General features: G+C 42.2%; 18 protein-coding genes. 6 read left to right on the top strand and 12 right to left on the bottom strand.

Annotated features, from left to right (window positions below; genetic code table 11):
- Positions 1–325 precede the first annotated feature (325 nt).
- Positions 326–1,204: a universal stress protein gene (locus BLT07_RS07875; protein ID WP_091867510.1), complete on the bottom strand. Its 879-nt coding sequence runs from the start codon at positions 1,202–1,204 to the stop codon at positions 326–328.
- A gap of 178 nt (positions 1,205–1,382) precedes the next feature.
- Complete coding sequence (locus BLT07_RS07870) at positions 1,383–1,760, bottom strand: DoxX family protein (protein WP_091867509.1); 378 nt, start codon at positions 1,758–1,760, stop codon at positions 1,383–1,385.
- Between the two features lie 177 nt (positions 1,761–1,937).
- Between BLT07_RS07870 and BLT07_RS07865 the strand changes: the two genes are divergently transcribed.
- Complete coding sequence (locus BLT07_RS07865) at positions 1,938–2,297, top strand: VOC family protein (RefSeq protein WP_091867508.1); 360 nt, start codon at positions 1,938–1,940, stop codon at positions 2,295–2,297.
- A gap of 111 nt (positions 2,298–2,408) precedes the next feature.
- On the opposite strand, the gene BLT07_RS07860 is transcribed toward BLT07_RS07865, so the two are convergent.
- The 8 genes from BLT07_RS07860 to BLT07_RS07830 all read right to left on the bottom strand — a co-directional run bounded on the left by BLT07_RS07860 (position 2,409) and on the right by BLT07_RS07830 (position 8,191).
- The gene (locus BLT07_RS07860; protein WP_091867506.1) at positions 2,409–2,786 is read right to left on the bottom strand and encodes a VOC family protein; all 378 of its coding nucleotides are present in this window, start codon (positions 2,784–2,786) and stop codon (positions 2,409–2,411) included.
- Between the two features lie 31 nt (positions 2,787–2,817).
- The gene (locus BLT07_RS21700) at positions 2,818–3,027 is read right to left on the bottom strand and encodes a DoxX family protein (RefSeq protein WP_175455283.1); all 210 of its coding nucleotides are present in this window, start codon (positions 3,025–3,027) and stop codon (positions 2,818–2,820) included.
- 478 nt (positions 3,028–3,505) lie between these two features.
- Positions 3,506–3,973 (bottom strand): alpha/beta fold hydrolase, encoded by a 468-nt coding sequence (locus BLT07_RS07850; protein WP_139205119.1) that lies wholly within the window; start codon positions 3,971–3,973, stop codon positions 3,506–3,508.
- Positions 3,930–4,418: an alpha/beta fold hydrolase gene (locus BLT07_RS07845; RefSeq protein WP_091867494.1), complete on the bottom strand. Its 489-nt coding sequence runs from the start codon at positions 4,416–4,418 to the stop codon at positions 3,930–3,932. The genes BLT07_RS07850 and BLT07_RS07845 overlap by 44 nt, the downstream gene beginning before the upstream one ends.
- Positions 4,419–4,697: 279 nt before the next feature.
- Entirely contained in the window at positions 4,698–4,877 is a 180-nt protein-coding gene (locus BLT07_RS07840) for a hypothetical protein (RefSeq protein WP_091867492.1), read from the bottom strand.
- Between the two features lie 143 nt (positions 4,878–5,020).
- Positions 5,021–7,099 (bottom strand): prolyl oligopeptidase family serine peptidase, encoded by a 2,079-nt coding sequence (locus BLT07_RS07835; protein ID WP_091867490.1) that lies wholly within the window; start codon positions 7,097–7,099, stop codon positions 5,021–5,023.
- 92 nt (positions 7,100–7,191) lie between these two features.
- Positions 7,192–7,362 (bottom strand): hypothetical protein, encoded by a 171-nt coding sequence (locus BLT07_RS20935; protein WP_175455282.1) that lies wholly within the window; start codon positions 7,360–7,362, stop codon positions 7,192–7,194.
- Positions 7,363–7,381: 19 nt separating this feature from the next.
- A complete protein-coding gene (locus BLT07_RS07830; protein WP_217633301.1) occupies positions 7,382–8,191 on the bottom strand; it encodes a collagen-like protein in 810 nt (269 codons plus the stop codon).
- A gap of 411 nt (positions 8,192–8,602) precedes the next feature.
- Here BLT07_RS07830 and BLT07_RS07825 point away from each other — a divergent pair, with 411 nt between their 5' ends.
- Positions 8,603–9,403, top strand: a complete 801-nt coding sequence (locus BLT07_RS07825) for a helix-turn-helix domain-containing protein (RefSeq protein ID WP_175455281.1) — start codon at positions 8,603–8,605, stop codon at positions 9,401–9,403.
- A 14-nt stretch (positions 9,404–9,417) separates the two neighbouring features.
- Here BLT07_RS07825 and BLT07_RS07820 read toward each other — a convergent pair whose 3' ends face one another.
- On the bottom strand, positions 9,418–9,720 hold the full coding sequence (locus BLT07_RS07820) for a hypothetical protein (protein WP_091867484.1): 303 nt from the start codon (positions 9,718–9,720) through the stop codon (positions 9,418–9,420).
- Between the two features lie 120 nt (positions 9,721–9,840).
- Positions 9,841–10,440, bottom strand: coding sequence for a GTP cyclohydrolase I FolE (gene folE / locus BLT07_RS07815; RefSeq protein ID WP_091867482.1), 600 nt, complete (start codon positions 10,438–10,440; stop codon positions 9,841–9,843).
- Between the two features lie 183 nt (positions 10,441–10,623).
- On the opposite strand from folE, the gene BLT07_RS07810 reads away from it, so the two are divergent.
- The 4 genes from BLT07_RS07810 (at position 10,624) to BLT07_RS07795 (ending at position 14,739) form a co-directional block, all read left to right on the top strand.
- The gene (locus BLT07_RS07810) at positions 10,624–11,301 is read left to right on the top strand and encodes an ABC transporter ATP-binding protein (protein WP_091867480.1); all 678 of its coding nucleotides are present in this window, start codon (positions 10,624–10,626) and stop codon (positions 11,299–11,301) included.
- Between the two features lie 144 nt (positions 11,302–11,445).
- Positions 11,446–12,210, top strand: a complete 765-nt coding sequence (locus BLT07_RS07805) for a TIGR02757 family protein (protein WP_091867478.1) — start codon at positions 11,446–11,448, stop codon at positions 12,208–12,210.
- A gap of 364 nt (positions 12,211–12,574) precedes the next feature.
- The gene (locus BLT07_RS07800) at positions 12,575–14,110 is read left to right on the top strand and encodes a S10 family peptidase (RefSeq protein WP_091868204.1); all 1,536 of its coding nucleotides are present in this window, start codon (positions 12,575–12,577) and stop codon (positions 14,108–14,110) included.
- A gap of 167 nt (positions 14,111–14,277) precedes the next feature.
- Positions 14,278–14,739 (top strand): hypothetical protein, encoded by a 462-nt coding sequence (locus BLT07_RS07795; protein WP_091867476.1) that lies wholly within the window; start codon positions 14,278–14,280, stop codon positions 14,737–14,739.
- Positions 14,740–14,754 lie beyond the last annotated feature (15 nt).

Below are 14,754 nucleotides of genomic sequence, written 5' to 3'. Positions count from 1 at the left end.
AATGGCGGACGAAGGGAAGAACCTACGTAGGGAATGGCTAAAAAGCTGGCGTTCGCATCCAGACTTTTTTACACTTAGTTATTGGAATGTTGGTTGGAAATATTCAGATTAAAGATAGTACTTTTCCGATCAGCTTATAAGGAAATTGTATGAATGGTAGGGTTTTGTGCACAATCAGGATGGGCCTCGGTGCGGTTAGAAAATGCGGTTCGTTTTAGTGCCATAAGTGATTTAAAAGCCCTTTTTGAAATCATTACCAGCCTTTTGCGGAAGTAGGAAAAGCTCTTGTCACGATTCTACCCAAATTTATAATGAATAATTCAAATTAGAGTACCATCTTTCCATCACTAACTGTACGCACCGAAATGGGCCTGTTACTTACCAGTTCCGGCAATACCAAAATAGGCACCTCGCTGTTGAACGTTACTTTTTTAACCACATTTTCCTGGATGATTTTTTGCAGAAAATTGTACCTATGGTTGACCAATGAGATCATATCGCCATCCATCCTCTTGACATATTCGTTGATGGCCTCCGTTTCCGAAGTTTCTACCTTGATCTTTTGAAAGGAATGTTCCAATCCGTTAAAGATATCGGTCAAATAGTCCTTGTTGAGTTTCTGAAACTCGTCCAAATGACTATCGTTCATTATCTGTACTATTTTTAGTTTGCAACGCAGTGATTTCGTCAGTAATACCAAGACGTCGAGTTCGTTTCTTTGAAATGCCCTTTCAAAGTTGGTGGAAAATACGATTTGGGCCGGTTTTTTTGCGGTAAAAGTGTTTGGGACCACAATTATCGGCACATTTTTAATGCTATTGATCGCCCTTACCGTATCAGTACCCAAGAAGGTTTCCCTGGCACCCCTTGGTCCTTTTGTAGGTAGCAGAATGAGATCGATGGCGTTCTTGTCCACCACATCCTTTATGGCATTGGCGAACGGCAATGGTTTGGCAATGGTAGTGAAGGAATGCTTGGGATTTTTGTAATCACTTTTTACCTCTTTTAGGAACTTTCCAAGCGCATGCGTGGCTTGTTCCTCCCAAAAGTTCAACCCATCGCCTTCGTATGCATTGTCCGCTGGCTTTTTGTGGATATTGAGCAAAAGAAAAACGGTCGGGATTCGTTCAAAAAGCAAGGTTCCGTAGTTGAGTGCATTCCGGGCGTTTGCAGAAAAATCCGTAACAAGCAGAACACATTTCATAAGTATTTCCAAAGAATTAATACGTGCTGCAAATATATTCCAAGGAACTGAATTAACGGATTCTAAACTGAGATTTTATGGCCTATTTCAAGTTAAGATGCACCGAGAAATAAATATGGCCGTCTCAACTAATTTTAATGTCTTTTTAATAGTATCGAGCTAGACTTGAAATGACATATTATTTTATGGTGTTTAGTTGGTGATATGAAAAATAGGAAACAATTAAAATCACTAAAAACAGAAATGGGAAAAAGGACTGGAAATCCATTCCGTCTACGGCAAAATGGCTGATTCCCGCAAATATAAAGTCAAAGGCAAACCCTGCATAAGCCCACTCTTTAATTCGTTTTGGCACTTGCGGAATGATTAATGTTAAAGCGCCCAAAACTTTAAAAACAACCAACGCATTACCAAAATATTCAGGATAGCCCAAGTGTCTTATCCCTTCTTTCGCAAGTTCGGTCTGTGAAGTAAATGCGGGGATAAGTCCTTCCATTATAAAGATTATAATGGCAGTTGTCCAAAAGATGATTTTGTTCGTTTTTGTGGATGCCATAATCTCTGGATTGGGATTGTTTATCAAAGTTAATCCAATCTTGCCTATTCAAGCGGGGTAAATTTGACAATATGGAGGGGCGATTACGACATTTGTTTTCACTGTGGATTTTTTTCGGTTTATGATTAACTTTGGAAGGTTACCAATATGTATAAAATCGTTTAAACTCGCCACGTCATGCTAACGGAAATCAACCCTAAGCTGCCCATGCGCAACAAGGCGCTTACCAAAGACTACTATTTTAGCCAATTGGAATTTGAAGAATTCGGAACTGCCGATTTCGAGGGCTACCTAATGGTTCAAAAAGACGGCATCCAAATCCACTTTTTTGAATTTGCGGCACTGGATCCTGAGCAAAATTACGGACAGGTCTATGTTCGGACCGACAACATAGAAGAACCATATCAATGGATATTGGATAAAAAAATAGCCATCCATCCGAACGGGTCTCTGCAGGTCAAACCTTGGGGGCAAAAGGAATTTTCATTGCTGAATCTCGACCATAACTTGTTGACTTTCGGGCAGGATGTACCTTGAACAAACTACCGGATGCATGCCTTCGGGAAGTTGAACACTGATAAATTGAAAGGCAGGTAGCTAGGGTCGAACAATTAGGTTTATATACTGTTACCGTAGTAATCTGTTTAGTCACGCTTGTGTGGAAGTGATCCACCATACATTTCCAACTGGATCTTGAACGCCACAGGTTCGGCCATAGTCTTGATCATTAAGTTCCATGATGGTCGTTGCCTCGGCATCGATTGCTTTTTTATAGGATGCATCCGCATTTTCCACGTATACAAAAAGATTGGCCGGTTGTGCCTTCCATTCTTCCGTGGCCTCGCAAAACATGATGGTACTCCCGTTGATCTGTATTTCGGAGTGCATGATGGTCTTGCCGTCCTCCCTAAATTTGAGATAGGTCTGCTCGGCATCGAATACCCTTTCGGTAAAATCGAAAAACTTTTTCGCCCCGTTTAGCATTAGGTAGGGCATAATGGCTTGGTGTCCTTTTGGAATTTTCATGATATTAGATTTTATGGATTGTTCCGTCCTCCTACTTTTTTATAGGGAATATCGTTTTAAGTTGCCCATCCCTTAACCAAATACTTAGCCACGTGAGCATCTCAAAAAGTACCGGAAAAAGCAAATAGAAATGAGAATCATGATGGATGATATGGGTAGCTACCGCCCCGCCCAGCCATGCCGTAAGCAAGATGGTCCCAAGGATAGATGTCTTAGGGATGGCGTATAGAAGCGTACTCACTAATTCTACATGATTCAGTCTATCGACGAATTAAAATTATACAATTTTAACGGATCCGCTGCGCTTAAAGCTGAAATCATGGCAACCTATGTTAAATACATCCTTTAACATCTCGCCAACCGAAATATAGCTACCTCAATAGGGCAATCATATTCCGTGAAATGTATTTCATTTACCTTGAATAGTTGAAATTTAGATTGTTCTCAACAAAGTCGTAAAAATTTAAAATTTTTTTGCCCATCTCGATAGTCTAGTGCCCGCTCAGAGCACAAAAAAAACCTTAAGTAATTTAGGGCTTTTTATTATAATATCCGATTTCTACAAGGGCAAAAAGGGACGTATCACACTGGTACTTCCTTTTTTTTGGAAATCATCCAAGGAAGCTGCTCTTGCAAGGTAAATTCAATACCCACTTTTCAAAAATTCTATCTTCCTCACGACTCTAAGGAAAAAGAATCACTATGTTGAACCAATATTATTATTGGCCAAGTCTATTGAGGATTAGGCAAGCACATAAGCCAGGTTGATCCAACCAAGGACTATGTCCCGCATTTTGAATCGTATCAAAAGTACTTCCGGAAATTTGGGATGCTTTTTGTTTGCCGGTTTCCGGGGATTCAAAGGCATCTTGATCGCCCCATATAAAATGTACGGGCATTTTGACATATTTCAATTCATTTATAAGACACAATTTCTTCCGCCATCCCCTATACGTCAAAACACTTTGCAACATATCGGTCATGGAATCAAGAGCGCCTGGTAGCTGATGATTTTCGCAGCTATGCTCCAGATAGTTTTTTGAAATTTTTGATATATCGGCGACCAGTAGTTTTTTATGAATTTTTTTATGACCTGCAATGCTGGGCCGTGTCAGGGTCTTGATGAGTATTTTATTTAGCCCTTTAGTACCTAATGCCCGCAACAGGGCGGGAATCCAACGTTTCAACCCCCGCCGGTGCTCCTATCAAGAGCAGTTTTTCAACTTTCCAAGGATATTCCAGCGCAAAACAAATGCTAAAATATCCGCCCATCGAGCTACCGAGGAGGATAGCTTTTGGTACCCCGATTCCTTTCATAAACGTGTGGATGAATGCCGTTGAGTTTTGCCGAAAACCGATTCCTTGATTTTCCATTGGGCTCGTGAGGCCAAGGCCGGGCCGGTCAACAATAAATAGGCGATACCGTTCCGACAAAGGCTTAAGAATGGGTATCCACTCGCTAGAATGGCCAAGCCCTCCATGAACCAAGACTAAAGGGGTTCCTTGGCCTGATTCCAAATAGTGGATTTGACCGAACGGACCTATCGTTTCAAGATATTTGGATTGGGCCGTAGTATGAAATTCCTCAAAGAGTTTGGCCCTTGTGTTTTGGTACTTTGTTATGGCATTCATAAGTTTCCAATACTATGTTATACATCGACTTGTATTTCAACGAATGACTCATTCAAAGTAGACAATTCGAAATCTAAATTCTTTTCAGAATGGGATTCTCAACCTTTAATAAGCAAATGGGGAATACTACCATGATATCAAAGGTACAATGAGTATAATTTTAGGATTCCCTTATGTTCATTGAGCCTATTAAATCAGAAGGAACCCAAGACCGTTAGGTTTATCTGGCCAAAGTTATTCCAATAGTCATACGAAAGTATTATTGTTTTCCTAATAAGATTAGTTGGGTACTATGTTGCCGTCTTCATTGTTGACGAAGGTATTGTTCGTATCCGTCAAGCTATTTCCGCCCTGTACAAAATCAATGCCCCAGGAGCCACTGTCTTTAATGGTACTGTTTTCGAGTATAGACCCTTGGCCGTGTAGAACGATATCGATACGGGCTATCGAAGCGGCCAATTTGTTATGGGTTACCCGCCTTCCACTTTGGAATTGTACATAATATTATGGGCGGAATATCCAATTGTTGCATCGCATCCCGAGGGCTTATCCATTCTTGTTACCGAGGTGGCCATCATCGATTTTGGCGGAGAACTATCCCATTAGTTCAATTTCATCAGAAAATAAGAAAATAGCATGGCATCTTCCGTCGCCCTTTGTTCGTTGGTCGAAGATCCAGCATGCCCACCTTCTGTATTTTCGTAAAAGTAGACTTTATGTCCCAAATCAATCATTTTGGCCGCCATCTTGCGCGCATGGCCCGGATGAACACGATCGTCGGTTGTGGCGGTAAAGAAGTAAACATCTGGATATTGTACTTCTTTCTTTAGATTCTGGTACGGGGAGTATTTTTGAAGGTATGCCCATTCTTCAGGTTTATCGGGATCTCCGTATTCCCCTATCCAGCTTGCTCCTGCCAGCAATTTTGAATAACGCTGCATATCTAGCAGAGGATTTAGGCAAGCCACTGCGTTGAACAATTCCGGTCTTTGCGTAAAGGCGGTCCCGACGAGCAAACCGCCGTTACTTCCGCCCATTATGCCTAAATGTCGGGGAGACGTAATTTTTTTCGAAATCAAATTTTCGGCCACGGAATAGAAGTCATCAAAGACGTTCTGTCTTTTCTCCTTTATTCCTGCCTGATGCCACATAGGGCCATACTCGCCCCCGCCGCGAATATTTGCGAGAACAAAGACCCCTCCACTATCCAACCATGAAGTGCCAAAAGTTCCGGCATAAAATGGGGCCACCGGAATCTCAAATCCACCGTAGCCATAAAGTAGGGTCGGATTATTCCCATCATTTTTTATGTTCTTGGCGGAGACTACAAAATAGGGCACCAAAGTCCCATCCTTTGAAGTTGACTTGAATTGCCTTACCTCATACTTGCTTCCGTCAAAATATGTGGGAAGAGATGTATAGGGTTTCAATGAATTTTCGGTTGCATCCGCTACATATAAGGTGGATGGATGCAAGAAATTCTCGTACTGACAAAAATAAATGTCAGAAGATGCATCGGATTCAATGATATAAATAGTCCCAAAATCCATAGTTGGAACTTTTTTTTGTTCCCATTTATCCTTATCGAAAGAATAGATATGCAATTCACCGATCACATTCCTTAATACATTAACTAGCAGTTTATTTTGCGTTTGTGACACTTGCGATATACTAGAAAACTCATCAGGTTGCAGTATGAGTTGAATTTCTTTTTTCCCCTCCAATAGATCAGGTAAGTTTAGGCTGATCAAAGAACCTTGCGGATATATTCTTTCTTGGACCTCCCAATCTGATTTAAGGTCGAGGATAAGCTGATTATTCAGGATACCTTGAATATTACAATCCTCGGGCACATCGAGCTTGACGGCTTTGTCATCCATCCATAGAAAAGCACTTCCCGTAAAAGTGGTGTGATAATTTAGGATTATAGGATAGTTCACAGTGTCATCTCTCAGCACATAACCAAAACAGCCAACATCCTTACTATCTCCTTCATAGATCAATTTGGCGTCCTTCAATAAAGTTCCTCTATTCCATAACTTGACCTGCCTAGCATATCCTGAGGTGGTCATTGTGTTCTCCCCAAAATCAGTCGAAACCATGACCGTGTTTTCATCAAGAAAAGCGACATCGCTTTTGGCCTCATCGATAAAAAACCCATCTTGTAAAAAACTTTTGGTGGTGGGGTCGAATTCCCTGACAACAGCGGCATCTACTCCGCCTTTGGAAAGACTTACAAGAAACCGATCATACTTGGGGTATAACCCGGTGGCACCTGCAAAAACCCATGGTATGGAATCATTTTTGGTCATTTGGTCCAAGTCCAGAAGAACTTCCCAAACCGTATCTTTACGTAAATATTCGGTTTTGGACATTCTACGCCAAATGCCCCTTTCGTGATCTTTGTCCTTCCAAGAGTTATAAATGAAATCGCCGTATATGGTTGGATAGGGAATTTTATCCGGTGAATTGTAGATTTTCAGGGAATTATCGTAAATATTTTTATATTCTTTTTCCTTACTGAGACTATCGAATGTGGCCTTGGATTGTTCGCCGACAAATGCCAAAGCTTTTTCGCCCTCCACCTCTTCCAACCACAAATAAGGGTCGTCTTGCGCCTGAAGGATGAAAAAGGAGGCTAAAATCACCCATTGAATTAGAATGCACTTTTTTGTGTTCATAGCGTTTCAATGTGTACTCGATACCATCTAGTTTAGGCTATAACATGACATTTCCCGCACCGTATCCGAAGTGCGCAGAAGTTTACAATTTTCTATGCTTCTTCATTCTTTTCCACTAGCCTTGTATCTTGGTTTATTCTAAAAAAGGTTTTTCCTACTCTCGAAATTGCCATGATGCTTTGATCATCACCCACATTTTTTTCCCATTTGTTATGAACACCAGTGTTGAGTTTATTAAATTCAGAGGTGTGTTTATTCTGCATTGTTTATGGTGTGACCATTTTAATTTACGTCGATGCCGAAGTATTTGGACACCGCTTCATAATCGTTAATGTCAACCCGACTGTTTTCAAGTCGGGAAACTACGGCCTCCGTAGGTGTTGTTTTTGCCACAGCTACGGGATTTACGGTAATGATGATAAGCTTCAATGCGTTTATATCGATGCTTCTCCCAGCGGGTATAAACTTTAAACTACCATCCGTTTCGAACATATCAAAACGAAAACTGTCATTGTCCCAACTAGTGGTAATGACATAATCCACAAAATGAAAACCGACAAATTTTGGGGTCGGGATCGCATACCAAGTTCCAGGATAGAATTGGCCGGTATCTAACCTGCTCTGTATGTAGCCGAGAACCACTTCATTATTCGCGATGGAAACAGCGGTTTCGAAATAAGTATCCTCACTAAATATTAGGGGATTAACTACTACAGAACGTGCACTCATGTTGCTGTCCTCACCATCTTGCCCATCTTGCCCATCCTGCCCGTCGTCACCGTCTTGGCCATTCACTCCAGGAAGCCCTTGAGCACCAGTCGCGCCTGTATCTCCCTTAGGGCCAGTGGGGCCTTGTGGGCCGGTTGCACCGACGTCTCCTTGAGGACCGGGCACACCCAAAGCCTCCCCATCTATTCCCGCAGCACCGGGATCTCCTTTTTCTCCTGGAACCCCTTGTTCCCCGTTTAGGCCTTGTTCCCCTTGGGGGCCCGTCGGACCCGCTGGTCCGTCTACCGAATCCTTGGTGCACGAGGCAGCGATGAGGACCAATACTATCAGCCCGTTTTTTAAAAAGTTCATTGTTGCTTTCATAATTTTCATCTTTTAGATTTGATTTGCGTTTCAACAATCGCAAAAGAGAATAACAAGTGGAAATTTTACAGGTTTCATTGCCCTCGTTTACAAATTGTTTGTTTTTATATTGCACGAAAATAGATTGTCAAAGACGGATCGTAAATCGATATTGTGCAATGGGTGGGAAACTTTGTACATTTAGATAATCTTACCGTTCATTCGGTACATTATTACCTCAAGTTACCAGTTAATTCTAATTGAAGGTACATGTGAGGATTCTCCTATTACAAAAATTACAATACTTAGGGGGGAGAATTTATTTGATAAATATATGTGAAGGAAAATGCAAAAGATATAGGGATTTTTCCCTAATTTTAAGTACGCCTGAGGACAATGACGATTCGGAAAGGTTTTTCACCCCTTTTGCCTATGCATACCGATATCAAAGTGCTCGCTCCCATGGATTATCATACCTTCCGTTCCGGACTTGCTACGGACAAAAGCGGAACTGATTGTATAGACCCTCTGCCCTATTTTGTTCCCCTTATCCAAAGTTTTGAAAAATTGGCCTTAGGTCGGTACTTTTGGTTTATTTTGGATTTTCCGAAAGGGAAACACTGTGCTTCCGGCGGCGATGTAGACTCTCTTACCCCTTTTACAAATGAAAGATTTTCATCTCTTGAGCAATTACAATTGCATGGGGTCACCCATCCCGAAGATTTAAACAAAATACTGGCATTCAGTCGATTTTGGATTGAATTGTACGACGGCCGTAGGGCAATGGGCGATCTAAAAGTCACTCTTTTCTTCCGGATGCTAAATGCTCTGGGGGACTATTATTGGATTATGGTGCAATACCCGGAAGTTATTATGAATGAAAATTACAAAATTGTATATGGGCTGGTACTGGTTACCGATATTTCCCATATTAAAAGCCAAGGAGAACCCATGATGACTATTTTAAACCAAAAGGAGCATATTTGTCAACAATTTTACTGTTTAAACGCAAATACCCTATCCCAAACCGAATTTACTCCCCCTAGGTTAACGCGTCGGGAAAAGGAAATTTTACAGTTGTTGACCAAAGGTCATGGCAGCAAACAGATCGCTTCGCTGTTGCATATATCTACCAAGACCGTCGATAACCATCGGCAGAATATGTTGCACAAGACAGGCTCCAAATCCTCTTCGGAAATGGTAAGCATGGGCATTCGGCTCGGAATGGTCTAAAATATAGCTATTTACTACTTTACCTCAATAGTTCTGCTTTTTGGCGCCTGTTTGAATACATAGGTATAGACCCACATGAGGGTAAAAGTGGGAATAACATCAAGGCCCGGAATGATTTCTTCGATAAAGGTTATAATACCTGCACCTTGACCTATTTTGCCCTTGTATAAACGTGTCATGAGCCAGCCGGCAATCGGTGCCCAAATAATATCGGAAAATTCACCGATAAAGGGAATGGCGAAAGAGAGCATGCCAATACCATCAAGTACTAGGCAGAGCAGCAGCTTTTTATATTTGTTGTCTTCTGTTTTGGACATGGTGAAAATTAAGACTTCCGGCTATAAAAGCAATAACAGTACCAGAAAATAATGGGAAGTAAGCAAAAAGTACTTTTTTCACTAAACACCAAATTTTTTTTGAACTACAATCTGCACTTGTCATGAAAGATTCGAACTTATCAATTTCAGAAACTCGTTCCGGGTCTCGATTTTCTCGAATTGACCTCGAAATCCCGATGTTGTTGTAACAGAATTCTGTTTTTGAACGCCACGCATCATCATGCACATGTGGGCCGCCTCTATGACTACGGCAACCCCTTTTGGTTTTAGCGTATTATTGATACATTCCAAAATGTCGTGGGTCAAACGTTCCTGTACCTGCAACCTGCGGGCAAAAACATCAACCACACGGGGAATTTTACTCAGTCCGACAATATGACCATTGGGAATATAGGCTACATGGGCCTTACCAAAAAAAGGCAATAAATGATGCTCGCAGAGCGAATAAAGCTCAATATCCTTAATAATGACCATCTCATCATAACTTTCCGCGAACATGGCACTTTTTAAGATTTCGACGGCATCTTGTTTGTAGCCCTGCGTCAGGAACATCATGGCTTTAGCTGCTCTTTCCGGAGTTTTTTCGAGTCCCTCTCGATTGACGTCCTCACCAAGTTCGTCAATTATTTTGGAGTAGCTTTTTTTTACATCATTGGCAATTTCAATGTTGTATTCCTCAAGATTAGTGTAAGGGGACATAGGCTAAAATTATTTTGTTTATTCTTTTTGGATTAATGTTGAACAAAAATATGCATTTAATCCGTAGGTTACAAGATAATCTTTTCAATCAACAGAATCGTATATCATCTTTTTCAATGTATTGTTTTTAGTATTTTTGAATTTTAAAGGAGATCGCTTCAATTCCTTTTCCAAAAATCAATTATGATCAGGGCCAAAAACATTCAAAAATATTACGGGAATCTTCAGGTGCTTAAGGGCGTAGACCTGCACATCCAAAAAAAGGAAATCGTCTCTATTGTGGGTACTTCCGGCGCGGGGAAGACTACATTATTGCAGATTCTGGGCACTTTGGACGGGCCTTCGAATCCCAAAGAAAGTGAACTGCTGATTAACGGTGTAGCTACCAATACTTTATCCGATAAAGATTTGGCCCGCTTCCGAAACGAGCATATCGGCTTTATCTTTCAGTTTCATCAATTGCTGCCGGAGTTTACGGCACTTGAAAATGTCTGCATTCCCGCATTTATAAAAAACACGTCGAAAGCCCAAGCGGAAACCAAGGCCAAGGAGCTCCTTGATTTTTTGGGCCTTTCAAAGCGGTATGGCCACAAACCGAACGAACTCTCGGGCGGTGAGCAGCAACGGGTCGCCGTGGCGCGGGCCTTGGTCAACGACCCCTCGATCATTTTCGCCGACGAGCCCAGTGGAAACCTCGACTCCGAAAGTGCGGACAATCTGCATCGCCTCTTTTTCGACCTTCGCGACCAATTCGGACAAACCTTCGTCATCGTGACCCATAACGAGCAACTGGCCGATATGGCCGACAGAAAACTCACTATGGTAGATGGAATGATCGTTAACAAAGAAGTTGTTGCGTAATTAATGTCACATCGAGCGCAGTCGAGATGCCAAATTTCATATCGGCCTATCGGCTGGCTGTTTTCCAGAAACCCTGAGGATTAGATTGATAAAATATTGAAAAGTAGTAATACTAATTCGTGTATAGCTTTTCCCAATAAAAAAATGACGAAAACGGAACTCAAGGATTTTCTCGATGTCAAAGTCCATCAATATGAACACCCCAGGTTTTTGGAGAGCGACCCCCTCCAGATTCCCCACCGTTTTTCCAAAAAAGAGGATATCGAAATCAGTGCCTTTCTGACCGCGACCATTGCGTGGGGCAACCGAAAAAGCATCATAAACAACGCGACCCGATTGATGGAGCTAATGGACAATGCTCCCTTTGATTTTGTAACGAGCCATCAAGAAGTTGATCTCGAAAAACTATCCGGCTTCGTACATCGTACGTTCAATGGGCGGGATGCCTCCTATTTTGTCAAAAGTCTAAAGAACATATATACCCACCATGGTGGACTGGAAGCCGTATTCGCGAAAAACGATCAAGATGCTTTCCTACAATCGGCCATATCCTCCTTTAAACAAATATTCTTCGAACTCCCCCACCCCAACCGTACCCAAAAACATGTCAGTGACCCGCTAAAAGGCTCCGCTGCCAAACGGATCAACATGTTTCTCCGATGGATGGTTCGACCGGATACTACGGGCGTGGATTTCGGTCTTTGGAAAGGTATCGGAACGGAACACTTATCCTGCCCCCTTGATGTACATTCCGGTACTGTCGCTAGAAAGCTAAAACTGCTCAAGCGGAAACAGAACGACGCCAAAGCCCTTGCCGAACTTGACAAAAGCCTGCGCAAGCTCGATTCCGTTGATCCGGTCAAATATGATTTTGCATTATTTGGGTTGGGGGTTTTTGAGAAATTTTGAGCGTTTTTGTCCGAAGTAAGATTTTTAGGATGAATTGGATGGTGAGATGTTATCGATTAAAGGTCTTACGATTGAACCAAGATAGACTCAAATAGTACATAATCCTCGGGGAAGGCGCAAGAACCATTCTGCAGAAGAAAGCTTTTTTTATTGGATGAAACTATTCGTTTTCAAACTTTGCTCTAACAAACGAGGCAAGACCGAAGAATACAACCCAATGGGATTAACCTCTTTTCAAACTTCTGGAAGAAAAGGATTGGATAGTTTGTATTTGAAAGTAGGGAAAGTGGATATATTAACTACCGTACGCCTAAACCCCAAACTTTTTTACCTATTTTTAAAGCCTACCCAAAACCCTCCTTTGATGAATAAATTATATCTCGGTATCCTTTTACTATTTAGCTTTCAATTTCCTCTCCAAGCCCAGAAAAAGGATCCCCCCGAGCCTAAAGCCGAGTTGCAATCGGAACATCAGCGTAAAATTCCCATCGACACGACCATTACCACGCAACACAGCGTTACGATCAATGGAACCCCCATCGAGTACACCGCCATTACGGGTATGCAGCCTGCTTGGGACGAAAACGGCCAACCGATCGCTGCACTTCAGTATACCTATTATACCCGTAACAATGTCAAGGACCGCGCCGCGAGACCTTTGTTGATTTCCTTCAACGGCGGTCCGGGCTCGGCTTCGGTGTGGATGCATTTGGCCTATACGGGGCCGCGTGCGCTGAAAATCGACGATGAAGGCTATCCCGTGCAACCATATGGCGTACAGGATAATCCGTTTTCGGTGTTGGACGTTACTGATATTGTCTATGTGAATCCGGCAAATACGGGATATTCCCGAACAATTCCCGAGGAATTGGACGAAAAAGATCGCAAGAAGTTTTTCGGCATCAATTCCGATATAAAATATTTAGCGGAATGGTTGAACACTTTTGTAACCCGTAATAACCGCTGGCGATCGCCGAAATACATTATTGGCGAAAGTTATGGCGGTACCCGTGTGATGGGCCTGTCCTTGGCCTTGCAAGAGCAGCAATGGATGTATCTGAACGGCGTAATCATGGTCTCGCCCGCCGATTATAAAATCCTTCGCAACGGCGGACCGGTTTCCGATGCGCTCAACCTTCCGTATTTTACGGCTGCCGCTTGGTACCATAAGGCACTTCCGGCAGAACTTCAGAATAAGGACCTGCTTAAAATCCTTCCGGAATCCGAAGAATACACCTTGAACACCCTGATTCCCGCTTTGGCCAAAGGCTGGAACATCACGGATACCGATAAAAATGCCGTAGCCGAAAAAATGGCCTATTATTCCGGTTTATCCAAAGAAGCGATTCTCGACCAAAATCTGGTCGTACCCCCATCCTATTTCTGGAAAAATCTTTTAAAGGATAAAGGAGCCTATACCCTAGGAAGGCTCGACAGCCGGTATTTGGGCTTCGACCGGCAAGTAGCGGGTATGGACCCAGATTATAACCCCGAACTTACCTCTTGGCTACATTCCTTCACCCCCGCCATCAATTATTATATGCAGGAAGAACTCAACTTTAAGACGGATATCAAATACAATATGTTCGGGCCCGTGCATCCGTGGGACAATGAAAATGATACCACTCGCGATGATTTGCGCCAGGCTATGGCACAAAATCCATATCTGAATGTCCTGGTTCAAAGCGGCTATTATGACGGTGCCGTCACCTACTTTGGCGCCAAATATACGATGTGGCAAGTCGATCCCAGCGGTCGCATGAAAGACCGTTTTGAGTTTAAGGGGTATCGCAGCGGCCACATGATGTATTTGCGACGTGACGATCTCGAAAAGTCCAACAACGACATCAGGGCGTTTATCGAACGGACTTTGGCGAAGGGAGAAAGTGCGAAGTATTAAACGCTTACTATATTGATAAGCTAAGGTTTAGTGAAGTATTTAGAATATTGAGGATCACTTCAATTAGCAATCGAATATACCTTCACCAATAAATCCTTAGACTGTTTTTTCGTTAAAAGAACTTCTATTTGACAATATGTCCTTTGCTCCAACGTAATTACAACACTATGCAGCCCAAAAGATTTCTAAAAATACTAGCGACAATCCATCTTGCCCTCTGCGTAGGTTTAGTGCTTTGTGCCGTTTTCGCCTTTTATCAAAATGGTGATTTTACGGCACGTATGAACCAGCAAGATATCTTTATTTACATAGTACCGATAGTGGCAGCCGCAGGCTACTTTTTAAGCCAGTTGGTGTTCAAAAAACGGATAGAATCCATATCAAGGAAAGAAAATCTATCAATTAAACTAAGAAAACATCAGATCACATCGTTAATCAAATACGCCCTTTTAGAAGGCCCCGGATTTTTGGCTTTGACGGCTTATTTTTGGAGTGGAAATGCCTTATATTTGATCATTGCCATAGCCTTGATCGTTTATCTCTTCGTTCAGCGGCCAACAGCGGAGAAAATTAAAAAGGAGTTGCCGTTGACTTTGGAAGAACAAAAACAATTCGATAATCTGAAATGAATTATCGCTGCGAAT

This window comes from Pricia antarctica (assembly GCF_900101815.1).
GTDB lineage: Bacteria > Bacteroidota > Bacteroidia > Flavobacteriales > Flavobacteriaceae > Pricia > Pricia antarctica.
The sequence above is the reverse complement of the archived record's forward strand: the minus strand, read 5'-3'. Positions and strand labels throughout refer to the sequence as shown.